Origin of the sequence: Kribbella sp. C-35 (genome assembly GCF_046549195.1) — a bacterium.
GTDB lineage: Bacteria > Actinomycetota > Actinomycetes > Propionibacteriales > Kribbellaceae > Kribbella.
Genome location: NZ_JAJPWG010000003.1, coordinates 271,503 through 296,097, shown reverse-complemented (window position 1 = coordinate 296,097; position 24,595 = coordinate 271,503). Strand labels below are relative to the sequence as shown.

Annotated in this window: 23 protein-coding genes; 10 read left to right on the top strand and 13 right to left on the bottom strand. The window is 67.6% G+C overall.

Features of this window, described 5'->3' with window-relative positions:
- Window positions 1-120: 120 nt before the first annotated feature.
- The 6 genes from ACLJOO_RS21415 to ACLJOO_RS21390 all read left to right on the top strand — a co-directional run bounded on the left by ACLJOO_RS21415 (window position 121) and on the right by ACLJOO_RS21390 (window position 6,934).
- Window positions 121-888 (top strand): hypothetical protein, encoded by a 768-nt coding sequence (locus tag ACLJOO_RS21415; RefSeq protein WP_410789013.1) that lies wholly within the window; start codon window positions 121-123, stop codon window positions 886-888.
- Window positions 889-1,419: 531 nt separating this feature from the next.
- Complete coding sequence (locus ACLJOO_RS21410; protein WP_410789012.1) at window positions 1,420-2,847, top strand: extracellular solute-binding protein; 1,428 nt, start codon at window positions 1,420-1,422, stop codon at window positions 2,845-2,847.
- Window positions 2,847-3,752: a carbohydrate ABC transporter permease gene (locus ACLJOO_RS21405; RefSeq protein WP_410789011.1), complete on the top strand. Its 906-nt coding sequence runs from the start codon at window positions 2,847-2,849 to the stop codon at window positions 3,750-3,752. Before ACLJOO_RS21410 ends, ACLJOO_RS21405 begins: the two co-directional genes overlap by 1 nt.
- Window positions 3,749-4,570 (top strand): carbohydrate ABC transporter permease, encoded by an 822-nt coding sequence (locus tag ACLJOO_RS21400; RefSeq protein WP_410789010.1) that lies wholly within the window; start codon window positions 3,749-3,751, stop codon window positions 4,568-4,570. The genes ACLJOO_RS21405 and ACLJOO_RS21400 overlap by 4 nt, the downstream gene beginning before the upstream one ends.
- Window positions 4,570-5,670 (top strand): ABC transporter ATP-binding protein, encoded by a 1,101-nt coding sequence (locus tag ACLJOO_RS21395; protein WP_410789009.1) that lies wholly within the window; start codon window positions 4,570-4,572, stop codon window positions 5,668-5,670. The genes ACLJOO_RS21400 and ACLJOO_RS21395 overlap by 1 nt, the downstream gene beginning before the upstream one ends.
- Window positions 5,671-5,686: 16 nt before the next feature.
- Window positions 5,687-6,934 carry a CehA/McbA family metallohydrolase gene (locus ACLJOO_RS21390; RefSeq protein ID WP_410789008.1) on the top strand — a complete coding sequence of 416 codons (1,248 nt, stop codon included), beginning with the start codon at window positions 5,687-5,689 and terminating at the stop codon, window positions 6,932-6,934.
- A 43-nt stretch (window positions 6,935-6,977) separates the two neighbouring features.
- On the opposite strand, the gene ACLJOO_RS21385 is transcribed toward ACLJOO_RS21390, so the two are convergent.
- The 9 genes from ACLJOO_RS21385 to ssd all read right to left on the bottom strand — a co-directional run bounded on the left by ACLJOO_RS21385 (window position 6,978) and on the right by ssd (window position 14,590).
- Window positions 6,978-7,454, bottom strand: a complete 477-nt coding sequence (locus tag ACLJOO_RS21385; protein WP_410789007.1) for a cupin domain-containing protein — start codon at window positions 7,452-7,454, stop codon at window positions 6,978-6,980.
- Between the two features lie 544 nt (window positions 7,455-7,998).
- Window positions 7,999-8,619: a response regulator gene (locus tag ACLJOO_RS21380; protein ID WP_410789006.1), complete on the bottom strand. Its 621-nt coding sequence runs from the start codon at window positions 8,617-8,619 to the stop codon at window positions 7,999-8,001.
- Window positions 8,620-8,805: 186 nt separating this feature from the next.
- Complete coding sequence (locus ACLJOO_RS21375) at window positions 8,806-9,192, bottom strand: pilus assembly protein TadG-related protein (protein ID WP_410789005.1); 387 nt, start codon at window positions 9,190-9,192, stop codon at window positions 8,806-8,808.
- Window positions 9,189-9,710, bottom strand: coding sequence for a TadE family type IV pilus minor pilin (locus ACLJOO_RS21370; protein WP_410789004.1), 522 nt, complete (start codon window positions 9,708-9,710; stop codon window positions 9,189-9,191). The genes ACLJOO_RS21375 and ACLJOO_RS21370 overlap by 4 nt, the downstream gene beginning before the upstream one ends.
- Before the next feature lie 111 nt (window positions 9,711-9,821).
- Entirely contained in the window at window positions 9,822-10,193 is a 372-nt protein-coding gene (locus tag ACLJOO_RS21365) for a DUF4244 domain-containing protein (protein WP_410789003.1), read from the bottom strand.
- Window positions 10,194-10,768: 575 nt separating this feature from the next.
- Window positions 10,769-11,485 carry a type II secretion system F family protein gene (locus tag ACLJOO_RS21360; protein WP_410789002.1) on the bottom strand — a complete coding sequence of 239 codons (717 nt, stop codon included), beginning with the start codon at window positions 11,483-11,485 and terminating at the stop codon, window positions 10,769-10,771.
- Between the two features lie 38 nt (window positions 11,486-11,523).
- Entirely contained in the window at window positions 11,524-12,327 is an 804-nt protein-coding gene (locus ACLJOO_RS21355; protein WP_410789001.1) for a type II secretion system F family protein, read from the bottom strand.
- Window positions 12,324-13,502 (bottom strand): TadA family conjugal transfer-associated ATPase, encoded by a 1,179-nt coding sequence (locus tag ACLJOO_RS21350; protein ID WP_410789000.1) that lies wholly within the window; start codon window positions 13,500-13,502, stop codon window positions 12,324-12,326. The genes ACLJOO_RS21355 and ACLJOO_RS21350 overlap by 4 nt, the downstream gene beginning before the upstream one ends.
- Window positions 13,499-14,590 carry a septum site-determining protein Ssd gene (gene ssd, locus ACLJOO_RS21345; RefSeq protein WP_410788999.1) on the bottom strand — a complete coding sequence of 364 codons (1,092 nt, stop codon included), beginning with the start codon at window positions 14,588-14,590 and terminating at the stop codon, window positions 13,499-13,501. The genes ACLJOO_RS21350 and ssd overlap by 4 nt, the downstream gene beginning before the upstream one ends.
- Before the next feature lie 202 nt (window positions 14,591-14,792).
- On the opposite strand from ssd, the gene ACLJOO_RS21340 reads away from it, so the two are divergent.
- Together ACLJOO_RS21340 and ACLJOO_RS21335 are read left to right on the top strand one after the other, a co-directional pair.
- Window positions 14,793-16,532, top strand: coding sequence for a glycosyl hydrolase family 18 protein (locus ACLJOO_RS21340; protein WP_410788998.1), 1,740 nt, complete (start codon window positions 14,793-14,795; stop codon window positions 16,530-16,532).
- 28 nt (window positions 16,533-16,560) lie between these two features.
- Window positions 16,561-18,102 carry a cellulose binding domain-containing protein gene (locus ACLJOO_RS21335; RefSeq protein WP_410788997.1) on the top strand — a complete coding sequence of 514 codons (1,542 nt, stop codon included), beginning with the start codon at window positions 16,561-16,563 and terminating at the stop codon, window positions 18,100-18,102.
- A gap of 34 nt (window positions 18,103-18,136) precedes the next feature.
- Here ACLJOO_RS21335 and ACLJOO_RS21330 read toward each other — a convergent pair whose 3' ends face one another.
- The gene (locus ACLJOO_RS21330) at window positions 18,137-18,919 is read right to left on the bottom strand and encodes a hypothetical protein (protein ID WP_410788996.1); all 783 of its coding nucleotides are present in this window, start codon (window positions 18,917-18,919) and stop codon (window positions 18,137-18,139) included.
- Window positions 18,920-19,007: 88 nt separating this feature from the next.
- Entirely contained in the window at window positions 19,008-19,895 is an 888-nt protein-coding gene (locus ACLJOO_RS21325; RefSeq protein ID WP_410788994.1) for a LysR family transcriptional regulator, read from the bottom strand.
- Window positions 19,896-19,966: 71 nt separating this feature from the next.
- Here ACLJOO_RS21325 and ACLJOO_RS21320 point away from each other — a divergent pair, with 71 nt between their 5' ends.
- Entirely contained in the window at window positions 19,967-21,178 is a 1,212-nt protein-coding gene (locus ACLJOO_RS21320; RefSeq protein WP_410788993.1) for an MFS transporter, read from the top strand.
- 4 nt (window positions 21,179-21,182) lie between these two features.
- Entirely contained in the window at window positions 21,183-21,632 is a 450-nt protein-coding gene (locus ACLJOO_RS21315; RefSeq protein WP_410788992.1) for an aminoacyl-tRNA deacylase, read from the top strand.
- Between the two features lie 18 nt (window positions 21,633-21,650).
- Here ACLJOO_RS21315 and ACLJOO_RS21310 read toward each other — a convergent pair whose 3' ends face one another.
- Complete coding sequence (locus ACLJOO_RS21310; RefSeq protein ID WP_410788991.1) at window positions 21,651-22,553, bottom strand: helix-turn-helix domain-containing protein; 903 nt, start codon at window positions 22,551-22,553, stop codon at window positions 21,651-21,653.
- Between the two features lie 2 nt (window positions 22,554-22,555).
- Window positions 22,556-24,229 carry a chitinase gene (locus ACLJOO_RS21305; RefSeq protein WP_410788989.1) on the bottom strand — a complete coding sequence of 558 codons (1,674 nt, stop codon included), beginning with the start codon at window positions 24,227-24,229 and terminating at the stop codon, window positions 22,556-22,558.
- Window positions 24,230-24,595: the final 366 nt, after the last annotated feature.

Here is a 24,595-nt window from a genome sequence, read left to right as displayed (position 1 = left end):
ACCTGTGCCTTACTGGTTGTGGCGTCAACGTCGCGCTGAGTCACTGCCGGCATACCCGGCTCGCGCCACGGGGTCCCGACGACCTGACGCCACGAGATGGCACGACCTCTGGAGGTTGTCTTGATCATCCGAAAGCTGTTCAGCCGCACCGGCGTGGTGGTGCTCGCGGTCAGCGTGGCCATCGCCACCGCGATACCGGCCCAAGCCGCGAACCCGGCACCCAGTGGTTCGAAGACCCCGGGCGTATCGGTGGGTGTGGCACAACAGATCGCCACTCGCTCCGACACGCGCTACTGCCTGACGTTCGTCGCGGCCGACAAGGTCCCGATGGCGGTCATGATGGCGTGCGCCCCGGGCAAGGAAGGCAAGACCCAGGAGTGGATCTACACCGAGTCCGGCCAGCTGCAGGTCGCGATGAGCAAGAGCGTCGGTGGCGCCCTTGCGACGACCGGAGCCTGCCTGGACAGCGGCGCGGACCTGGCCAAGGTGCCGGCTTCCGCTCCACTGCTGGTCCTGCCGTGCCGTAGCGGCGACGGGCAGAAGTGGAACTACGACGAGGACACCGGCACGTTCGTGAACGAAGCCAGTGGGCTCGCCCTGACGTCGCTGCTTGGCAAGGGGAAGGCCAAGCAGGCACAACCGACCGGCACGATGAGCGCTGCCGGCACGCCGATCCAGGCCTGGGCCGGTCTTCCGGTGCCGAGCCTGGACATCCTGGGCGCGGTGCTGGCCCTCGTGAACGCGCTGCTGGCATCGCTGGGCCTGGCCCTGCCGCTGCCGATCGCGGGCGCGGCCGCCGGCCTGTTGTCAGCTATCGGCAGCCTGCTCCCGATCCCGGCGCAGATGACGACGCTGCCGAAGCAGATGATGCAGCTGGCGCAGAGCTGAGTCGATTCGAACACTGGCCAACGAGAGGACGGCCGGCCCCGACATCGTCGGGGCCGGCCGTTTTTCACTCCTTGTCTCTCGCGTTGTCTCTGGTGGTGGGGCCTGGCGGTGCTCGGGGATGAGTTCCGGGATGCCCCGCTGCTTGCGCGTCAGCGGGAGCCCGGTGTCGTCACCGCGCGGCCACGGTCACCACCAGCACCAGCAATGCCCGAGCAGGTCGTCGACAAGGCAAGCGACTCCATGGAGCAGTGTCACGTCTTTCACCTCCGATCCGCTGAACCGAACGGCTAGACAGTAGCTCGGCTGATCACCCTCTGTATCTACTCCATTACCTGTTGTCGCAGAACCTTGAGCATCCTTTAACTCTTCCGCAACGCATCACGCGGGATCCGAACTTGACAGTTCACGGTTGGTTGCCTACAGCACCTGACAACGTTCGCCTCGGTGTTGGAAAAAAGTCTTCACATAGTCGCGGATGAGTGCCAATGTTTGACCGGCACTGTTGCTGGACCACTTCTGCAAGGAGCCCTGATGCGATCACTCTCGCGGTTGACCACCGCCGGCGTACTCGGCGCCGCGGCCCTCGCCCTGCTCACCGGATGCCTCGGTTCGTCCGACTCCGGCAGCGGCGACCAGGACGCGAACCGGAACGCCGACGCCAAGAAGGTCGAGCTGACCTTCGGGTCGAACTCGGTCAAGGGCGGCAAGAGCAGCGCCGGGGCAACCTTCATCGAGGACGTGCTGATCCCGAAGTTCGTCGCCGAGCAGAAGGGCAAGGGCGTCGACGTCACGGTCAAGTTCCAGGGCGACGGCTCCGACGACGAGGTCTACAAGCAGAAGCTCTCCCTCGACCTGTCGAACAAGTCCGGACCGGACCTGTTCCAGATCGACGGCATCTGGGTCGGCGAGTTCGCCCAGGCCAACTACATCAAGCCGCTCACCGACACCGTCGGCGACGCCGCGAAGGTGGACGGCTGGGACGGCTGGAAGCAGATCCCGGAATCGGTCCAGGCGCTCGGCAGCTACAACGGCCAGCGGTACGGCGTACCCGGTGGCACCGACGGCCGGGTCCTGTACTTCAACAAGAAGCTGTTCCAGCAGGCCGGACTGCCCGCCGACTGGCAGCCGAAGTCCTGGGACGACATCATCTCCGCAGGTCAGGCGCTCAAGAAGATCTCCGGCGTGACCCCGATCCAGATCAACGCCGGCACCGCGATGGGCGAGGCGACCACCATGCAGGGCGTGCTGCCGCTGCTGGTCGGCACCGGCGCCACGGTGAACTCCGACGGCAAGTGGCTGGGCAACACCGCGCAACTGCGCCAAGTCCTGGACTTCTACCACCAGGTCTACTCGACCGGTCTCGGTGACCCGGTGCTGCAGCGCGAGGCCAAGGGCCGGGACAAGTCGTTCGCCGAGTTCGCCGCGAACAAGATCGGCATCCTGCTCGAGAGCGACTACTTCTGGCGCAGTGTCGTCGAGCCCAAGGCCGGCGTCGCGAAGATGGCCGACCGGGACAGCGCGGTGGGCTGGGCACTGATCCCGGCACGGCAGCCGGGCGCGGGCGTGAAGGGTCAGGACTTCGTCTCGATGTCCGGCGGCGGCGCGACCGTGATCAACCCGAACACCAAGTTCCCGCAGCAGGCCTGGGAGTTCATGCAGTTCATGAACTCCGCGGAGATGGTGAAGGAGTCGCTGGCCGGCGCCGCCAAGATCACGCAGCGGTCGGACGTCAACAGCGAGGTGCTGAAGAGCGACCCGATGCTGAGCTTCGTCGCCGAGAAGGTGCTGCCGATCACGCAGTACCGTCCGGGCCGCGCCGAGTACCCGAAGATCTCTGCGGCACTGCAGCAGGCGACCGCGGACGTGGTCGGCGGTAAGAGCACCGACGCCGCCGCCACGGCGTACCAGAAGGTCGTCGAGACCGCGGCCGGCGGCAAGGACAAGGTCACCAGTAACTGATGACTTCTGCTACCGCACCCGCGCGGCGTGCCCCCGCGCGGGACGTCGCGGGCCTCGGGGTCGGCCGCGCACTCGGCTTCGTCGCACCCGCGATGCTGCTGATCGGCGCGTTCCTGATCTTCCCCGCGCTCTGGACCATCTACATCGGCATCACCAACTACCGGTTGACCGGCGTCGAGGCCGTGTCGCCGTCGATGGTGGGGTTGTCGAACTACACGAAGGCGCTGAACGACGCGCTCTTCCACAACGCGTTGTGGCTGACGCTGCTGTTCGTGCTCGGCTCCGCGATCATCGGGCAGAACGTCCTCGGGTTCACGCTGGCGTGGGTTCTGCGCCGTACCCGCCCGGTGGTCCGCCGTACGGTCGAGGCCTTCACGCTGCTGGCCTGGATCCTGCCGTCGACCGTGGTCGCGTACCTGTGGGTCGCGTTCTACGACCGCGACGGCGGCACTTTGAATGCTTTGCTGGGTACGCCGGGAACCGCGTGGCTCATCGACTACCCGATGGCGTGTCTCGTGGTGTTCAACACGTGGCGCGGTACGGCGTTCTCGATGATGCTCTACTCGTCCGCGCTGCAGGCCGTCCCGCCGTCACAGCTCGAGTCGGCGCGGATGGTCGGCGCGTCGGGGTGGCAGACGCTGCGGGACATCGTGTTCCCGCACATCCGCGGGCATGTGCTGACCAACACGCTGCTGATCTCGCTGTGGACGGCGAACGACTTCTCGCCGTTCCTGCTCACCAAGGGCGGGCCGAACCACGAGTCCGAGACGGTGCCGGTCTACATCTACAACGTGGCGCTGCAGGGCGGTGAGCTCGGGTACTCGTCGGCGATCTCGTTCCTGCTGCTGATCGCGAACCTACTGGTCTCGCTCGTGTACCTGCGGCTGCTCCGGAGGCGCTCATGAGGCCCGCGTACGTCGTCCGCCGGATCGGGTTCTACGTCCTGATCTGCGCGGTCACGCTGTTCTTCGCCGTACCCATGCTGTGGATCGCATCGGCCCCGTTCGATCGGAATCCTGGACTCGGCGTGCACTGGCCGGACTGGACGCTGGAGAACATCCGCAAAACGCTCGACCATCCGTATGCGATGCACTCGATGGTCAACTCGCTGCTGATCTGCGTGACGACCGCGGTCGCTGTGACTGCCTTTGCCGCGCTCGCTTCCTATGCGTTGTCGCGAGTGCGGATCCCGGGCCGGGACGCGCTGCTGTACGGGTTGCTCCTGCTGTCCTCGGTCGTCACCGGAACCGCGGCGATGGTGCCGATCTTCGTGATGATGTTCCAGCTCGGGCTGATCGACTCCCGGTTCGGCGTCGCGCTGGTGATGACCGGCGGGCTGTTGCCGGCGGCGATCTTCATCCTGAAGGACTTCGTCGACGCGGTCCCCAAGTCCTACGAGGAGTCGGCGCGGGTCTTCGGCGCGTCCACCGGCCAGATCCTGCGCGACGTCGTGCTCCCGGTCGCACGACCCGGACTGGCGACCATCATGGTCTGGGCGTTCGTCAACTCCTGGGGCAACTTCCTGGTGCCCTTCCTGCTCATCCGGTCGATCGACAAGCAGCCCGGTGCGGTGCTGATGCAGACCCTCACCGACGAAGGCGGCAGCGTGAACCTGCAGGTGCTGCCGGTGTTCTCGCTGCTGTTCTCGATCCCGGTCGTCGTGCTGTACCTGCTGGTGAACTCGCGATACGGGTTCCGCTTCCACGGAGGGATCAAGAGCTGATGGCGGGCATCGACATCGAAGGCCTCGCAACCGTCTACCCGAACGGCGTCCGCGCCGTCGACGGGCTGGACCTGCACGTGGCCGACGGCGAGTTCTTCGCCCTCCTCGGCCCGTCGGGCTGCGGCAAGACGACGCTGCTCCGGACGATCGCCGGCCTGGAGACCGCGAGCGAGGGCACCGTCCGCATCGACGCGGCGGACGTGACCCGCACCGAGCCGGGCAAGCGCGGCGTCGCCATGGTCTTCCAGGACTACGCGCTCTTCCCCCACATGAGCGTCTCCGAGAACATCACCTATCCCTTGAAGGTACGCCGGGTCGCTGCCGCCACCCGCGCCGACGTCGCCTCTCGTACCGCCGGCGAACTGTCCTTGGACGGACTCCTGGAACGCAAGCCCGGGCAACTGTCCGGCGGCCAGCAGCAACGTGTCGCCCTCGCCCGCGCGATCGCCTCCGAAGGCAAGGTCCTGCTGCTCGACGAGCCGCTGTCGAACCTCGACGCACGGCTCCGCCTCGAGGCCCGTACCTTCCTGAAGAAGCTCCAGCGCGACCTGGGCATCACCACGGTCTTCGTCACCCACGACCAGGCCGAGGCCCTCGCGCTCGCCGACCGCATCGCCGTCATGGACTCGGGCAAGCTCCGGCAGCTCGGTTCCCCACGTGAGGTCTTCGCGCGTCCCGCCAACACCTTCGTGGCGAACTTCATCGGGTCGACCCCGATGAACCTTCTCCCGGGCAAGGTCTTGGGCGACGGCACTGTATCCGTAGCCGGCGGTTCGTTGCCTGCGACAACCGTCTCGACGCCGGCCGACGCCGAGATCACGGTCGGCATCCGGCCCGAGTACCTGACCTTGTCGACCGGAGACGTCGCCGGCCCCGCCCTCCGCGGCGAGGTCGTCGTCGCCGAGAACCTCGGCACCCAGTCCCTCGTCAGCGTCGACTGCGGGGGCACCCTCATCGGCGTCACCGTCCCCGAGGAAACCGAACCCGCCCCCGGCACCCCGGTAGTCCTGACCGCCCCTGCCACTCGAGTCCTCCTCTACACCCAGGACACCGGCGAACTCCTCACGTCCGCAGACCGCACCACCGGAGCTCGTTCGTGAGCAGGGAGATCGCCTGATGGCTGTCACGTCGTACCGTCGGCGCTGGACACTCGACGATCGCGCCGAGTCGGTCTGGCATGCACTGCCCGTCGACATCCCGGCCGACTGCCCCGGCCTGCTCGTCACCCTCACCGTCCCGCCGGTCGAAGGCGCCGTCATCGACATCGGCTGCGAAGGCGCCGCGGGTTGGCGCGGGTGGTCGGGCGGCGCCCGCCAAACCTTCGCGATCACGCCCGACGCAGCCACCCCCGGCTATGTCCCCGGCGAACTCGAGCCAGGCACCTGGTGGGTCGTCCTCGGCCTGCATCGAGTACCGGTCGAAGGCGTAGAGCTCCTCGTCGAAGCAGTCACCGGCCCGGTCGACACCATCCCCGGCCTCACCGAGTACGCCGATGCCTCGGCCGCAATCGCAGTACCCCAGCGACCACCGCGCCGTACCCTCCCCGCATCCTCCGGCTTGAAGTGGATCGCCGGCGACTTCCACGCCCACTCGCTCCACTCCGACGGCTCGACCCCGATCGCCAACCTCGCCGCACTCGGTGTGTCGGCCGGCCTCGACGTACTAGCCGTCACCGACCACAACACCGTCTCCCACCACGCCGAGCTCCCCTTACTCAGCAAACGCTTCGGCCTCGGCCTCATCCCCGGCCAGGAAGTCACCACCGACACCGGCCACGCCAACGCGTTCGGCGCCATCGGCCCGATCGACTTCCGCCAACCCGCCGCCACGTGGGTCACGGAGGTCGCTCGCCGCGGTGGTCTCCTCTCGATCAACCACCCGCTCGGCGGCGACTGCTCCTGGCGCCACCCGCTCCCTGAACACCCACCGCTCGCCGAGATCTGGCACTCCTCCTGGCTGGACCACACGTGGGGCGGGCCGATCGCCTGGTGGGAGGCCTGGGGTCTCGAAGGCACCACCCCGATCGGCGGCAGCGACTGGCACAACCCAACCTCCATCACGCCGCCCGGCTCACCCACCACCTGGATCGCCGTAGACGCGTCCGCCGAAGGCCCCGCCGAACTCCCCGCCGCCACCCTCGAAGCCTTAGCCGCCGGCCGAACCGCCCTCTCCTGGTCCTACACCGCCCCAGTCCTGGTTCGAGCCGACGACGAACTCATCGCCCTCGACGCCCCCAACACGCTGGTCATCTCTCCCGACGGCACTCGCCACCCCGTCCGCACCGACAGAGCTCACCTCCCCGCCGCCCCTGGCCCCCACCTCCTCATAACCCACACCGGCGAGCTCCTATCCACCTGCACCTAACCAGCATCCGCCCCGCAACCTGGGGGCAGCGTGAGTGGGAATGTTAGAGGGGGTTGGAGATTGCGAGTGGCGGGCCGGAGAACTCGATCCAGGTAGCGCGCCCGATGGCCGCGAGCTCCTCTGGATCCACCGGCCGCGACAGCTCATCGGATTGCTCGAAGAACCGCTCGAGCCCCGACGGCGTAGTGATCACCAGCAACCGCCCTACCTCGTCGCCGACGTTCTGGAAAGCATGCGGTACCCCACGCGGCCCGAACACCAGACCTCCAGTCGACGCCCGGAGCATCGCGTCCCCCGCCTTGAACCGGAACTTCCCGTCGACGACGTACCACACCTCGTCCTCACGCAGGTGAGTGTGCGCCGGCGGACCGTCGTTCGGCGGTATCAACAACTCGAGCACAGTCAACGAGCCGTTCGTCTGGCCGGTATCAGCCTTGACGATGACCGAGCCGGAAGTGGGCGTCGTGTACTTCGCACCCTCACCGGCCTGCACGGCAAAGGCCCCCATGAACTTGGACATCGCGCCTCCCCTACCGAACCAGAGTAGGCCGATCGCCCCCTACCCGGAAGCTCGCTTGCGCCCAGGAACCGTCGGCGTCGTGCGTCGGCTAGCCAGGTAGTGCGTCGAGTTGATCCAAGAGCCAGCGAGGTCCGGTCGTGATGGCCCCGGCGGGTTCTACTCGTTGCCGGAGCCCGCGATCTGCGGTGACCACAGTGACGACAGGATGCTGCGGCTGCGCAACAACCTCCGCAGTCACGCTCACGATGGTGTCGTCACCGGACCCCGGCGCCAGCACCACCCGAACACGACCGGTCTCAGGCGCACCATCCCCCGACACCGCCCGGCAAGCAGCACCCTCCAGCACCACGACCACATCCGTGTCAGGCAATCGCTCCTGCAACGCCGCAAGCCTGGTCAGCAATCGCCGAGCCGCGCCAACCCGATCCCGCCACCACCCATCCGGCCGTGACCCAACCACGTTCGCAGCATCGACAACGACGACCTGACTCCGCCCACCATCCACCACCCCAGTCTGCCCCTCCCCGCAGACCAGCGACGGCACCTAGTCGAGAAGCCAGCCGTTTCGCTCCGCAATCTCGACGGCGTCGGAACGGGTATGCGCACCGGTCTTACCGATAGCCGACCACAGCCGGGTACGGACGACGCGCTCGGACACATCGAGCTCCTGTGCCATCACCGCAACCGATCCACCATCACGCGCCGCGCGCAGTGTGTCGGTCTCGTCCGCGTTCAACGGAGTCTCGGAGTACCTGAGATTCTCGGCCGCGAGATTCGCGTCGACCACGCGCAGACCGAGATGCACCCGCCGCACCGCGTCCGCCAACTGCGGCGCCGGACTGCCCTTCAACGCGAACCCTTTCGCTCCGGCATCGAGCCCGCGACGCATGTGCACCGGCCGCCCGTACGTCGTGAGCATCACGACCCGGCACTCCGGCATCGACGTACGCAACCTCGTCGTGACGGTGATGCTGTCGCTGCCCGGGCCGCCCGCATCGACCAGCGCGACATTCGCACGGTGCCGTTTGGCTGCACCGACGACATCGTCAGATCGGTTGAGCTCGGCAACGATCTCCAGATCGCGCTCACGCTCCAGACCGCTGCGAAGCAAGCCTCGGCTGAGGATCTGGTCGTCGACCAGCAGCAGCCGAATCCGGTTGGGCAAACGAGCCTCCGAGGTAACCGTCCGGGCGCCGGGGAAGTACGTCCGGGAAGATGAGCTGTACTCGGTTCCCGATCATGGAGCGCCCTCCCGTACGTCGTCCACATCAACGCGGCATCTCTACCAGATTGCGACCAGATCGCGATCACACCAGAACCGAGCGCGCGACGAGTGGTTGACGAGGCGACGTCATAGCGGTCCGGCCCGCGCCGCCGCGGTCAGAGTTGGCCGCGCCACGCGCAGATCAAGCTCAAGCGAGACCTCAACAGTCACTGCGCCGGAAGCAACAACACACGCAGCGAGCCGCACCTTGTTAACCACAGCAACCCGCGCGGCTGTCACACAGGGCGCGGTGCCTGAGGGCTGCGCGATATCTGAGGGCTGCGCGGTGGTTGGGGACTGGATGGTGTTGAGGGATTGGGCGGCGCTTAGTGCGGTTAGGTCTGCTGCTGCGGCGAGTTTGTGGCGGGTGGTGGAGATCGCTGACCAGAGGATTGCTGCGGTGAGGGCTGTGAAGAGGAGTACGGCTGCGAACAGGGTGTGGAGGGTGGCGCTGCCTCGTTCGGTACGGGTCATGGCGTGTCCGGTTCCGCTTGGAGGGTGGCGGTTGCTGTGAGGCTTGTGGGAGATAGGAAGGCGAGGAGGGGTGGCTTGTGGGCAGGAATGGCAGTGACTGTCACTTGGATGTCTGATGCCTCGCGGTTGATGACGATCGTGCCCGTGGGAACGGTTCGGCGACCGATCGCTTTCGCCTGATCCAGCGACTCACCACGCGCAACTGCCCGAGCTACATCGCGGGCGGCATCGATGCACCGGATGTTCAACACGACGAGACCGATGGACCAAATCCCCAACAGCAAAACAGAAACCAACACCGGAAGCGCCAGAGCCATCTCAGCCGTAACAGCCCCCCGCTCACCCCGGGTCGCATGATCGCCTCGGGTCGCATGGTCAGGTCGGGTCGCATGGTCGGGTCGGGTCGCGTGATGGCCTCGGGTCGAGTGGTTGGGTCCGGTTGCGTGGTCGGGTCCGGTTGCGGTGGTTGGTTGTGTGGCTGGAGTGTGCGGGGCGGACGAGTTCGGGCGGTGGGGCATGGGGGTCCTTTGGGTGGCGGCCGGTCGTGGAGGGGGCATCGACCGGCCGCCGGATCGAGGGGGTCGCCAGCTCGAGAGGGTCGATTGATCTGCTGGCCTCGGGGGTTGGCGTCAGATGTGTACGCCTTCTACGCCGGCGATCTTGAGGCCGTAGTTGATGATCGCTTTGAGGGCGTTCTGCATCGCAGGAGATCTGAGGAGGGCGACCAGAACGCCGCCTATCGCGCAGGCGCCGACGATCATGATGGCGTACTCGGCGGTTACGGCTCCGCGTTCTGCGCGGTGGCGGAGGCGGTCGATGCCCTTGCCACAAAGGCGACGGATCCCCGTACTGCGGAGGAGGCGGATTTCTGTACGGCGGGGGCGGTTGGTGTCGGGGGTGTGAGCCTCCAGTTGGTTATTGGGGTATGGGACCGGGTGCGACGAGGCCTTGGCTTCGGTGGGGAGTAGATGGTTGCTGGTGGCTACTGCTGCCTTGGGCATTTGGGCCTCCTGCGGGATGGGGTGCGACGCTGCGAGCGGTTGTCGGTAAACATGCCGTTGTTGGATCGCCTTTTTTCAAAGGAGTTCTGGATTGTGGATAAGGGTTTTGGGAGCTCTTCTGTCCGATGTGTGGGTGACCGTCCGCCCCAGCCAGGGACCCGGGACGGAGGTCAGTGGGGAGAACTCCTGCCCGATCCGCGCCAACCCCAAGAGTGGGGAAACAAAGTTGCATATAGCGACGACTTCTTGCCCCGCCCCACCACGTGCCTGGCATAGAACGGTTATCCCCTCGAAAGGTGGGTTCTCTACTGATACGCGACGGGAGAACCCTGTACGCGAGGGGTTATCCAGCCCAATGCCCGAAGACCGGCCACCCAGCGACGCCCAATTCAACCCAGCCGACCCACACATACGTCACAAGAGCCGGTTTGGGGGCGCGTGGGGCGTGTCTCGTGCGGACGGCGGGTTGTTGCACCGCTCACGGGTTGCACAACCCGCGATTGGTGACACAAGCAGCCAGTGGTCGTGCCGGCCGACGCGTTCACCACCCAGTTCCACCGCCGGGCCTCGAGCGGTTAGGGGTGGAAGAGGTAGGGGATTAGGGCGTCGGCGATTGTTGGGACGATTGAGAGGAGTACGAACGCGGGGAGGAAGCACAGGCCTAGTGGCAGGGTGGCTCGGGATTCTGCGGCTCGGGCTTGTTGGTCGGCCGTGTGATGGTGGGCTCGGCGGGTTTCGTCGGCGAGGTGTTCGAGGGTTTTGGAGAGTGGGGCTCCGGAGCGGAGTGAGCGGGTGATGGCTCGGGCCATTGGGGCGCAGGATGGTTCGGTGTGTAGGTGGGCCCAGGCGGTGGTCGGGTCGGCTCCTAACGCCAGGTGGTGGGCGATCTTGGTGAAGACGTCGGCTAGTGGTCCTGGGAGGGCTTCGGCTACGAGGGTCAGGGCGTGTTGGGGTGGGCGGCCGGCTCGGAGGCATGCGGTGAGGAGGTCGATCGCCAGGGGGAGGTCGCGGGCTATGTGGGCGTTGCGCTGTTTGGTGGTGGTTGGTTCTAGGCGGGAGAGGGCTCGGGGGATGAAGTAGTACGCGATCGCGGCTGGGATCAGGCCCCAGGGGAGGCCGATGAGGATGAGCGCGGCGAGTGTCGCGGCAGTTGCGGCTAGACGGTGGGAGCGCGGGGTCCGGTTACGGACGCGAGGTTGCGGTGGGGTGAGGCGGCGGAGGTTGGGATGAGGTGGGATGAGGAAGTAGGTGCTTAGGGCAACCGCTATGGCTGCGGTCAGTGCGTGGAGCATGCGAAGTCTCGTCGGGTGCGGGCGCGTGCGGTGAGGGGTCAGGTTTGGGGGGTGGCTATTTGGGTGGTCCAGTGGAGGCCTGTGGCGGTTAGGGCTAGGCCTGTGGCTAGGCAGAGCCAGCCGGGTGGGGTGGTGGTTAGGAAGGTGAGGGGGTGGGCTCCTAGGAGGTAGCCGAGGGCTATGCCGAAGGCCGGGAGGATCGCGAGGATTCGGGCGGTGGAGCGGGCGCCGGCGAGGCTGGATTCGGTTTGGCGGTGGATTGCTTCGTTGGCTCGGAGGTAGTCCGCCAGGCGTTCGGTGAGGGTGGCGAAGGCGGCTCCGGATTCTTCGGTGACGCGCCAGGCTGCGGCCAGGGCTCGGAGACTGGTTGCGCCGGGCTTGGTGGCGGCTCGGGTCAGCGCGGCGGGGACGTCGGCGCCGAGTTTGGCTGCGGCGTGGGGTAGTTCGAAGTCGGGGCTGATCGAGGCGGCGCCTTCCAGGGCAGTGATGGGCGGGCGGCCGGCGGTGAGGTCGGCGGAGAGTACGTCGAGCGCTTCGATGATGTTGGCGCGGCGGGTTGCGATGGATTTCTGTTGTCGGTGGTGGGCTCGTTGGTGGGCGATCAGGGCCAGGACGGCGGCTGTTGCCAGGGCGGTGACGAGCGCTGGGGTGCCGAGGACGGCCGTGGCTACTGCGGTTGGCGGGACTAGGAGCCAGATTCGGGAGCGGGGGGATTTGAGGTGGTGGCGAGTTCGTTGTGCGCGGGCGGCAGGAGTCAGGCGGTGGAGGCCTGCAGATCGGGGCGGGAGGGCGAAGGTGCAGGTGAGGAGAGTTAGGAAGGCGGCGAGGACGGCTGGGTTCATGCGGCACCTGCGGGGGTTGCCTGAGCGGGGGCGGTGAAGAGGCGGGATGGCGGGTGGAGGGTGAGGGTGTTGTTGGGATGGAAGGTGACTGCGGGGTGGGTGATCAGAGGGCCGTTCGGGGGTTTGGTGAGGGTGTGGATCTCGGTGATTCGGCGGTGGCCGGTGGGGGTTCGGGTCAGGTGGATGACGGCGTGTAGGGCGGAGGCTGCTTGGCTGTGGACGGCGGTTTGGGACAGGCCTGCGAGGGCGCCCAGGGCTTCCAGGCGGGCGGGTACGTCCGAGGCGGAGTTGGCGTGGATGGTGCCGCAGCCGCCTTCGTGACCGGTGTTCAAAGCGGTCAGGAGATCTACTACTTCTGGCCCTCGGACTTCGCCTACGACCAGGCGGTCGGGGCGCATGCGGAGGGCTTGGCGGACCAGGTCTCGGAGGGAGATCTCGCCGGTGCCTTCGATGTTGGGTGGGCGGGCCTCCAGGCGGACCACGTGTGGGTGATCGGGGCGGAGCTCGTTGGCATCTTCCACCAGGACGAGGCGTTCGGCGGGATTGGCCAATGAGAGCAGGGAATTGAGCAGGGTTGTCTTGCCGGTGCCGGTACCGCCGCTGATGAGGAACGCCAGGCGGGAGTCCAGGAGGTCTTGGAGAATCGCGGCTCCTGCTTGCGGGAGGGCGCCAGCGGACACCAGGTCGTCGAGGGTGAAGACCTTGCGGGACGGGACGCGGAGGGACAGGCAGGTTCCTGGGGCGGCGATCGGGGACAGGACGGCGTGGAAGCGGGTGCCGTCGGAGAGGCGGACGTCGACGTACGGGGTGGAGTCGTCGAGGCGGCGGCCTGCTGCGGCGGCGAGGCGGGTGGCCAGGCGGCGGATGGCCGGTTCGTCTCCGGTGCGGATGGCGACGAACTCGAGGCCGCGGCCACGGTCGATGTAGACCTCGTCGGGGCCGTTGACCAGGATGTCGGTGACGCCGGGCTCGGCGAGCAGGCTGTCGAGTGGGCCGGCTCCTAGGGCTTCTCTGCGCAGGGCGGTGACGACCGCGAGGACCATGGCATCGCCGCAGATGGTGCCATCGGCGCGGAGGGCTGCTGCTACGTGCACTGGAGTTGGCTCGGCGCCGGTGAGAGCGAGGGTGCCGCGGACGCGGTCGAGAAGACCAGCAGGTACGACGGTGTTGGTCATGCGGGCGCCTCTGTTCTGCGGTTCAACTGAGGTGGAGGGAAGAGGTCCAGGAGGGCGGTGGCGGTTCGGGTTACAGGGCTTCGGGCATTGAGGGGGAAGTGACCTTGGTCCATGGCGGTGGAGAGCGTTCGGTCGTGGCCGAGTTTTGTTGCTAGGGGCAAGGAGAGGTGGGTGGCTACGTCGGTGGGCGCCAGGCCGGGGCGGGAGTCTCGGGCCACCACGCGGAGGTCGCCGGCGACTGCTCGGAGAGGGCCGGAGAGGCGTTTGGCGGCTGCGACGGAGCGGACGTCGCAAGGGACGACCAGGAGCGTTGCCGTGGAGCGGATGAAGCCCTCTTCGACGGCAGGGTCTGCGCGGCGCGGTAGGTCGAGGACAACCAGGTCGGTGCTGCGTTGGGCGGCGCCGATCACCGAGCTCATCGTGTCCGGCGGCAGGACGGTGACGTCGGACTGGTCCCAGGACAGAACGGACAGTCCGTCGACGGAAGGTAGTGCGGAGCGGAGGGCGGCGGCGCTGACCCGGCCGGACGCGTTCAGCAGCTTGGGCCAGCGGTCGCCGGGGTCGTGCTCGATGCCGAGGGCAAGCTCGATGCCGCCGCCGAGCGGGTCGCCGTCGATCAGCATCGTGCGGAACCCGCGCCGGTTGCCGAGGACGGCCACCGCGGCGGCGAGCGTGGTCGAACCCGCTCCCCCGCAGCCGCCGACGAACGCCAGCGTGACGGCGGAGCGGTCGACACCGTCCAGGGCATCCGCGAGCTTGCCGGCAAGCAGCGGCTCGTCGTCGGGCAGTCGGCAGACGGCGTCGGCGCCGACGTCGAAGGCGCACCGGTAGAGATCGTCGCCGTCCGAGGTCGAGCCGACCACGACCACTCCTGGCCGGTGCGCGGGCTGAACGCGCGCCAGCCGCTCGGCCAGGTCGCGGCCGATGACGACCAGTGAACAGGCATGCCAGTTGCGCCGCAGGTTGAGCAAACTGTGCTCGACGCGAGGCGTGACGGATGCGGCCGCGGCCAGCCGGAGCAGGTCGTCGAGCAGGGCTTCGTTGGTAGTTGCCATCAGCACCGACGGGGTTGGTGAGTTCGTGTCCATACCAAGAACATGCCGTTGCCGGGCCGCTTCCGGGAACGCGACCGGAGCCCTGTGGACAAAGGGTTGTCGGGTTTCCGTCAGCAGCGGGAACCCGCCACGACGAGCCCGCGACCAACCCGCCGGGAACGGTTACGGTTCCTTTCGAAGCGTCTTTAACTAAATTTCACCGGACCGCTTCCGCCCCATCGCTCCGGAGGAACAGATGAGTCGATTGCGCATGCTCGCCGCCACGGCAACCGTCGCGGCCACCGCCCTGATCACCGCCGCCGGCGTCTCTCTCGCGAGCTCGGACGCCACCACGGCCAACGCAGCCGTCGCGGCGCCACAGGCGACCAGCGGCGGCGTCAAGACGGCGTACTTCACCCAGTGGGGGATCTACGCCAACGCCTTCTATCCCAAGAACCTGATCACCACCGGAGCCGGCGCGAAGCTGGACTTCCTGAACTACGCGTTCGCCAACATCGATCCGGTCAACCACACCTGCTTCATGGCCAACAAGGCCGCGTCGCAGGACGAGAACAACCCGAACGCCGGTGACGGCGCCGGGGACGCGTTCGCCGACTACGGCAAGTCGTACGGCGCGGACATCAGCGTCGACGGGGTCGGCGATGTCTGGAACCAGCCGATCCAGGGCAACTTCAACCAGCTCAAGAAGCTGAAGGCGAAGCTGCCGAACCTGAAGATCCTGATCTCGATCGGCGGCTGGACGTACTCGAAGTACTTCTCCGACGCCGCCTCGACCGACGCCAAGCGCAAGGCCTTCGTCAGCTCCTGCGTGAACATGTTCCTCAAGGGCGACCTGCCGGTGATCGACGGCTTCGGCGGCCCCGGTACGGCGGCCGGCATCTTCGACGGCGTCGACATCGACTGGGAGTACCCGGGCTCGCCCAACGGTCACGTCGGCAACCACTACAGCGCCGCCGACAAGCAGAACTTCACGTTGCTGCTGGCCGAGTTCCGCGCCCAGCTGGACGCGTACGGCGGCCAGACCGGCAAGAAGTACTACCTGACCGCCGCGACCCCGGCCGGCCAGGACAAGATCGCCACGATCGAGACCGACAAGATCGGGCAGTACCTCGACTACAACAACGTGATGACGTACGACATGCACGGCGGCTGGGAGGCCACCGGGCCGACGAACTTCCAGGACCCGCTCTACACGGCGCCGAACGATCCGAGCAACCCGATCCCGCCGGGTCAGGGCAAGTACTCGGTCGACTCCGCGGTGAAGGCGTGGACCACCGGCGACTCGGCGTACGGCATCCCGGGCGGGTTCCCGGCGAACAAGCTGACGATTGGATATCCCTTCTACTACAGGGGATGGAAGGGTGTTCCGGCCACCGACAACGGTAAGTACCAGACCGCGACCGGACCGGCCGACGGACACGCGCTGAGCGGCAACGTGCCGGGTGTCTCGTTCTACAAGGAGCTCACGGGCTTCGTGGACAACCCTTCCGCCACACACTTCGACGACGCCACCAAGTCGTCCTGGTTCTACAGCAAGGGCACGTTCTGGTCCGGTGACAACGCCCAGTCGATCAAGGCGAAGGCCGACTACCAGCACTGCAACGGGCTGGCCGGCGCGATGATGTACTCGCTCGAGGCGCTGGACCCGGGAGTCACCCTCTTCAACAACGTGGTCGACTCCGTCAACGCCGACACGGCCGGCTGCAGCGGCCCGCCCACTACTCCGCCGACGACGCCTCCCACGACGCCGCCGACCACACCACCCACCACACCACCCACCACACCACCCACGACTCCCCCGACGACGCCGCCGACCACTCCGCCCGGCACGGCCACCCCGTGGGCCCCGAACACGGCGTACGCGACCGGTGCGCTCGTGAGCTACGACGGCGTCACCTACAAGTGCATCCAGGGCCACACGTCCCTGGTCGGCTGGGAGCCGCCGAACGTCCCCGCACTCTGGGGCCGGGTCTGATCACGTACCGCCCACTGATCGGAGCATCATGAAACGCATCACCTTGGCGATAGCGGCCGTCACGGCCGTGGTTGTCGCCCTGTTGACCGCACAGGCAGCCAACGCGGCAGGTGTCACTGCCAGCTTCACCAAAGTGTCCGACTGGGGCAGCGGCTTCGAGGGCAAGGTGACCGTCACCAACGGCACCACCAGCTCTCTGAGCACCTGGTCGGTCGCGCTGGACTTCCCGTCCGGCTACACCGTCAGCACTACCTGGGACGCCACCCACACCGGCAGCGGACAGACGCACACATTCACACCGCCGAGCTGGGCCGGTCCGCTGGCTCCTGGCGCGACTGTCACGTTCGGCTTCAACGGCAGCCCGGGCAACTTCCCCGGTCTCGCCGCGTGCCGCTTGAACGGCGGCTCGTGCGCAGGTGGCGGTGGCGGCACCGTCCCCGGTGCACCCACAGGTCTCTCCGGTACGTCGTCCGCGTCGTCGGTGAGCCTCACGTGGTCGGCCGCGTCCGGCGCGACCAGCTACAACGTCTACCGGAACGGCGCGAAGGTCGGCAGCCCGACCGGTACGTCGTACACGGACTCCGGACTCGCCGCCAACACGACGTACAGCTACCAGGTGAGTGGGTCGAACAGCGCCGGAGAGGGCGCCAAGAGCAGCAGCATCTCCGTCAAGACCGGCACCGGTGGCGGGAACACAGGCACCAAGCAGGCCGCGCCGTACCTCTACATGGGCTGGGGTGACCCGCCGAGCCCCACGGCCGTGATGAACGCGACCGGTATCAAGTGGTTCACCATGGCGTTCATCCTGTCGTCCGGTGGCTGCAACCCGGCCTGGGACGGCAGCCGTCCGCTCCAGGGCAGCGCCGACGCCACCGCGATCGCCCAGATCCGTGCGGCCGGCGGCGACATCGTGCCGTCGATCGGCGGGTGGAGCGGTAACAAGCTCGGACCGAACTGCAGCACGCCCGAGGCGCTGGCCGGTGCGTACCAGCAGGTGATCAACGCCTACGGCCTGAAGGCGATCGACATCGACATCGAGAACTCCGACGAGTTCGAGAACGAGGCTGTCCAGGACCGGATCCTGAACGCGCTGAAGATCGTCAAGCAGAACAACCCGGGGATCCAGACCATTCTCACGTTCGGTACGTCGACGACGGGTCCGACGTACTACGGCAACCGGCTGATCGACCGGTCGAAGGAACTCGGCGCGAACATCGACATCTTCACGCTGATGCCGTTCGACTTCGGCAGCTCGAACATCTACAACGACACGGTCGGCGCGTCCCAGGGCCTGAACAACAAGCTGAAGGCCACCTTCGGCTGGTCCACCGCGGAGGCGTACGCGCACCAGGGCATCTCCGGTATGAACGGTCTGTCCGACCAGCAGGAGATGACCACGACCGCGACCTGGCAGAACATCACCAACTGGGCGAAGAGCAACGGACTCAGCCGGCTGGCGTTCTGGTCGGTCAACCGGGACCGCGGCTGCGCCGGCGGCGGCGTGGTGTCCAACTGCAGTGGTATCGCCCAGGGCGACTGGGACTTCACCCGGATCACTGCAGGGTTCTGAACGAGTACGGCTGGGTGCGGCGGAGACGCCGCACTCAGCCGGCCTTGATCGCTTCGATGATCAGGCCGTTGCGGGCGTTCTGCCCGAGCGGGACCGACGGGTGCAGGCCGTCGCGGAGCAGGCGGGCCAGGCGGTTGGGGCTGGACGCCAGGTGCTCGGCCCAGTGCACGATCCGCAGGTTGTCGTAGCGACGCTGGGCGTCGGCGAGCTGCAGGTTGATCCAGGCGCTGTTGCGCTGGTCCGCGACCTTGATGTCCGGTCCGTGCGCGGTGCGGGCAGCCTGCACGTTGACCCAGTAGACGATCCGCTCGTCGCCGACGATCCTCATGGTCCGGTCGACCTGGGCCTCGACGGCCGGCGGCGTGAAGATGTCGTTCGACCCGACCGACATCAGGATCCGGTGCGGCAGGCCGTACTGCTGCGCCCAGAGGTCGAGCGCGTCGACCGCCGGGGTCACCGGCCGCCCAGCCCAGTTGTGTACGGCGATGCTGATCCCGAGCTGCGTGAGCTGCCGGGCGAGCGCCGGTCCGTCCTGAACGCCGATGCTGTCGCCGAACATGAAGACGCCGTCGGACTCCCGGGTCCGGCGGATCTGCTGCTCGTTCGAGATCGCCCGCGCCTGGCGCTCCCAGGCACCGAGCACGCCCGAGCCGTAAGCGCCGAGGGAGAGCAGCCCGCCCGCGGTGTCGAGGGTGGCCGCCGGGGAACCTGGGACCGCCTCCGCCGCGGTGGCGGCGACCGTCGACGCAGCCGCCGCGGTCCCGGCCGCGAACAGCAGCCGGCGACTCGGCCGGAACGAACCCAGACGCTTCCTCACGAGGGAAAGGGTGCGGGGGAAAGCCCTCTCGGTGCAAGTCGACACCGCGAAATTGGGACGAACGCTACCTAAGACGTTGCCAATCCAGTCAACTGGTCGTCACCGGACGCGATCGGACGAACGTCCGGAACCGCTCGGCCGCGGGCGTCAGCGGCATGCTCAGCCGCCACGCCATACCGATCTCCCTCCGGGCCCGTACGCCGGCCAGCGGGACGGACACCGCGCCGCTGTCGTTCCCACGGACCGCACCGGCCGGCAGGATCGCCACACCGAGGCCCGCGCCGACCAGGCTGTCGATCGTCGCGAGGTCGGTCGCCTCGAATGCCAGCCGCGGACTGAACCCCGCCTCCTGGCACAGCCGGTCTGTCACCCGCCGGAAGCCGAACCCGGGCTGCAGACCGACGAACGCCTCGTCCTGGGCCGCCTCCAGCTCGACCCGGCGCCGGGAGGCCAACGCGTGCCCGGGCGGCACGTGGAGATACAGCCGCTGCCGCTCGAGCAGGTGCCAACCGAAGCGTGCGGGATCCGGCCGGGGCGCAATGATCGCGATCTCGGCCTCACCGGTCTCCAGGTCCTGGACGATGTCGTGCGCCGGCTCCTGCCGCAGCGCGAACCCGATGTTCGGCGCCACCGCACGGAAGGCCTTCAACAGGTCCGGCAGCAGGCTGGTCGCGACCGAGTGCAGGAACGCGAGCCGCACCGTGCCGGACTCCGGGTCGAGCAACGCGTCGATCCGCCGCTTCGCCGTGTCCATCGCCGCAGTCCCTGCCCGCGCCGCGTCCAGCACCAGCCGGCCGTACGGATTCAGCCGTACGCCGCGACGCTCCCGCTCGAACAGCGGCACCCCGAACGCCCGCTCGACCCGCTGCAGCGACCGGGACAGATTCGGCTGACTGGTCCCCAGTACGGCGGCCGCCTCGGTGAGGTGCTCGGTCTCCGCGAGGACGACGAACCACCGCAGATCCTCGACATGCATACGAGAAGCGTATCGATTTCTGCTGAGATCGACATTTTACGTATCGCAAATGCCGTGCGACCGTCGAAGACATGCACCAGTCCGTCGCCCGCCAGACCGGGTACCTGCCCGGAGACCCGGAGTACCGCAAGCTGTCCGTCGCACTGTTCGCCGCCGGCCTGGCGACGTTCGCTCTCCTCTACAGCACGCAGCCGCTGCTGCCTCAGTTGGTCGACGCGTTCCACGTCTCGCCCAGCCAGAGCGCGTTCAGCGTGTCGTTCGCGACCTTCGGTCTCGGTCTGGCGCTGCTGATCGCCGGTCCGGCGTCCGAGGTGCTCGGCCGGACCAATCTGATGCGCTGGTCGGTCGCTGCGACGTCGGTGTTCGCGCTGCTCAGTGCCTTCGCGCCGACGTGGCACCTGCTGCTCGCGCTGCGCGGTCTGCAAGGCATCGCGATGGCCGGGCTGCCGGCGGTCGCCATGGCGTACCTGCGCGAGGAGGTGCACCAGGACAGCCACGCGCGAGCCAGCGGCCTCTACATCGCGGGTACGGCGGTCGGCGGTATGGCGGGCCGCCTCATCGCAGGCGGGTTGTCGGACGTCGGCGGGTGGCGGTTCGCGACCGCCGGGATCGCCGTGGTCGGCGTACTGTGCGCGGCTGTCGTCTGGCTGTTGCTGCCTGCGTCGCGGAACTTCCACCCCAGCGCCGCGCGACCACACGACCTGTTCCGTGTACTGCGTGACCCGGCGCTGCTCGCGCTGTACGGGATCGCTGCGACAGCGGTCGGCGCGTTCGTGGCTGTCTACAACGGGGCAGTCTTCCGGCTGTCCGGTTCGCCGTACGAGCTGAGCGCCGGCGCGGCCGGACTGGTCTTCTGTGTCTATCTCCTCGGGTCAGCCGGGTCGGCTACGGCGGGGACGCTCGCAGATCGCTACGGGCGGCGGGCCGTGGTGCCGGTCGGGTGTCTGATCACGCTGGCCGGTGTGGCGATCACACTGGCTGCTCCGTTGCCGCTGATCGTGCTGGGGCTGGCTGTGATGACCGCGGGCTTCTTCGCGGTGCACGGTGTCGCCAGCGGTTGGGTACCGGCCCGGGCGCATGCAAGCGGTGTCGGGACCGGCCAGGCGTCGAGCATGTACCTCTTCTCGTTCTACCTGGGGTCCTCGGTCTTCGGAGGGCTAGCGGGTACGGCGTGGAGCCGCGCCGAGTGGACCGGTGTTGCCGGAGAGGCCGGCGTGCTGTTCCTCGTCACCTTGATCCTCGCGGTCCTGCTCCGGAACGTTCCCAGCCGGGTGCAAAACTAGCCAGGTGACGAAAGCGACCGAAGCGGCTGACCAGTTGGGACTCACCTACGAGGTGACCAGGCACGGCCGGGTGAACTCGCTGGAGGAGGCCGCTGCGGCGCGCGGAATCGAGCCGGCGCGGCTGATCAAGACGATCGTGGTGCGGCTGTCGGACGACGACTACCGCTTCGTCCTGGTGCCGGGCGACCGCGAGATCGCGTGGCCGAAGTTGCGGACGCTGCTCGGCGTGAACCGGATCTCGATGCCCGACAAGGACACCGCGTTCGACGTCACCGGCTACGTCCGCGGGACGATCACGCCGCTGGGGAGCACGCGCGACTGGCCGGTGATCGCGGACGAGCGGATCACCGGCACCATCTCGATCGGCGGTGGGGATCATGGGGTGGGGATCACGGTGGACGCCGAGGCCCTGACGAAGGCCCTGAGCGCCACCGTGGCGGACGTAACCGACTGAACCAGGCAAAAAGAGCGGCTAGACGAGGAGCCCCTGCTGTCCGGCGCGGAGGCCGGCTTGGAAGCGGGTGGTGGCGTCCAGGGCTTTGAGGATGCGTTGCATTCGGCGTTCCACGGTTCGTTGGGCCACGCCCAGGCGGCGGGCGATGGCTTGGTCTGTCAGTCCGGCGGCGGCCAGGCACAGTAGCTGCTGGTCTTCGGCGCTCAACGGGCCTTCGGAGACTGACGGGGTCAGCGGGCTGGCCTGTTGCCACAGCAGCTCGAACAGGCGCAGGAGGGCCTCCAGGAGGCTCGACGGGCCTAGCTCCACGACGACATCGACACCGGTCGGCAGGAGCGCGGTGCGGCGGTCAACGATGACCAACTTCAGAGGTACATCGCGCAGCATGCGGCAGCAGCCTGACGATCGGGCGGCAACCAGATCGCCAGGCTCGGACAGCGATGCCATGTCGTAGATCGTCCGGTAGGTCACCCCAGGCGTACGACGCGGCTCCACGAGCAGCCGGTCCAGCACGAGTACTTCGTCCTGTGCGCACTGCTGCGCCTGGTAGAACCGCTGGGCGATCGCCTCGGCGCCACGGATCACCGTGAACGCGTCCGGCTGTCTGAACTCAGCCGTCAGCGCCGCAGCACCCAGTCGGGCCTCCACGATCGCCGCCTGCTTCCGCAGTGCCAGCAGTTCGACAGCAGCTTCCGGTACGGCGGGCAGGTAGCGGGCCGGCCGGCCTGGCGTCCGGGACGCCAGGCCGAGCGAGAGGAGTGACCTGAGGTGCCGACCGACGCGATTGGCCGGCCAGTCCACCGACAAAGCCAGAGAGGTCGCTGTGGACTCCGGGCGGGCCAGAAGCGCCCGGTAGAGCTGCTCGTCCTCCGAGCAGACACCGAGCGCCTCCAGCAGCGGAGCCGGTCGATAGTTGTGCATGATCAGGGCAGTGAGTGGACGTGGCCGCCGACCTGGGTCGCGAACTGGTTGCCGTTCGACGCGTCCCAGTTGGTCGACCAGGTCATCGCACCGCGCAGCGCTGGCCATGGGGTGCTCGGCTTGTAGTTCCCGCACCCGGTGCCCTTGGTCAGGCAGTCCAGCGCGTTGTTGACCACAGCCGGCGACACGTACCCGCTCCCGGCCGCTTGCGACGACGCCGGCAGGCCGAGCCCGACCTGGTCGGGCCGCAGGCCGCCCTGCAGCATGATGCAGGCCTGCGCGGTGATGAAGTCGACCGAGCCCTGTGAGTACACCTGGCCGTCGCAGCCGTTCATCGAGCCCGAGTTGTAGTACTGCACGTTGACGATGGTCAGGATGTCCTTGATCGCCAGTGCGAGCTTGAAGTACTCGAACGACGTGCTCTGCATGTCGATCGTCTGCGGCGCCATGGTGATCACCAGGCCGCTGCCGAACTGGCTCTGCAGGCTCCGCAGCGCCTGACCCATGTACTGCGCGTTGACCCCGTTCTCCAGGTCGATGTCGATCCCGTCGAACCCGTATTCGCGCAGCACCGAGAGAGCACTCGACGCGAAGTTGGACGCCGCCGTCGGGTCCGCGACCGAGATGGTGCCGTTCTGACCGCCGACGGAGAGGATGACCTTCTTTCCGGCCGCCTGCTTCGCCGCGATGTCCGCCTTGAACTGCGCGACCGTGTACCCGCCGAGCCCGGCACTGTCCAGGTTGAACGTGATGCCGCCCGGCTTCGACGCGTCGGCGTCCGCGAAGGCCACCGCGATCAGGTCGTACGCCGCCGGCACGTCGGAGATCTTCTGCACCGTCGCACCGTTGTTGAAGTTCTGCCAGTACCCGGTGAGCACATGGGCGGGCAGGCTGCCGACCGGCGGGTTGGTACCGCCGTCGGACGTGGTGCCCGACACAGCCGCGCTGTACGGCGAGCAATTGCCACTGGGGTCACACGCCCGAACCTTGAACGAGTACGTCGTAGCAGCCGAAAGACCCGTAGCGGTCCAGCTGGTCACGTTGCCGACGCTCTGCGCGGCCCCGGTCCCCCGTACGACGTCGTAGTGGTCGATCCCGTTCGCGTCGGACGCGGCCGACCAAGTGAGCTTCAGCGAGGAGGACGTCGGGCTGCCGACAGTAAGACCGCCCGGGGTCGACGGCGGCGTGGTGTCCTGCGTCCCGCCAGGTCCGTCCAGTACGACGTCGTCGACCTGGTACGCCGGGAGCGCGTACCAACTGTGCGCGTAGATCGTCACGGAGGAGCCCGTGGAGGTGAACGGCACGGTCAACTGGCTCCAGCCGGAACTGGTCGTCCACGTCGATGGACCACCGTCGACACCGAGGTAGACGTTCGATCCCTTCACCCAGGCCGACAGCGTGTACGCCGTATTGGGCTGGACCGCTATCGACTGGGAGCACTTGGCGATGTCACTGCCGCTCGGCGCCGCCGACAGGGCGTACGAGCCGGAGTGCGGCGCGGACGTCGTGACGCCGCCGGCCGGACACGACCAGCCGGAGAGCGTGCCGGACTCGAAGCCGGCGTTCGTGACGAGATTGGCGGCCGCGGAGGCCGAACCGGGGACCAGGAAGGCCATGACGACGGCGAGCAGGCTGATGACGACCGCTGCCTGGGGGCGGTGTGCAGGCGGTTTCATGCCTTACAACCTGTGACTGCTCAATTACATTGTCAAGACCCTACATAAAGTGAGAACGCTCCCACGCGCAGAAAAGCGAGAATCTTTACGCTTACTTGGCTGACGGGAGAAAGGCGACGGCCCCCGGCGGGGGGGTGACCGGGGGCCGTCTTCGGCCACGGGCTCGGGGGGAGGAGCCGGGGGCCGTTCAGGAGGCGACAGTCTGCCACTGTCAGGGGGTATGTACCCCCTGAGACCAGGTTCCACACATCTCAGTTGAATTTCAACCGAAAGTCTGTCGCCCGGGTGCCAGCCGCACCCGATCGGGCGCTTCCAGCCAGTGTCACTGTCACACTGCCTATCAGTCTAACGGGATACCGGCCCACG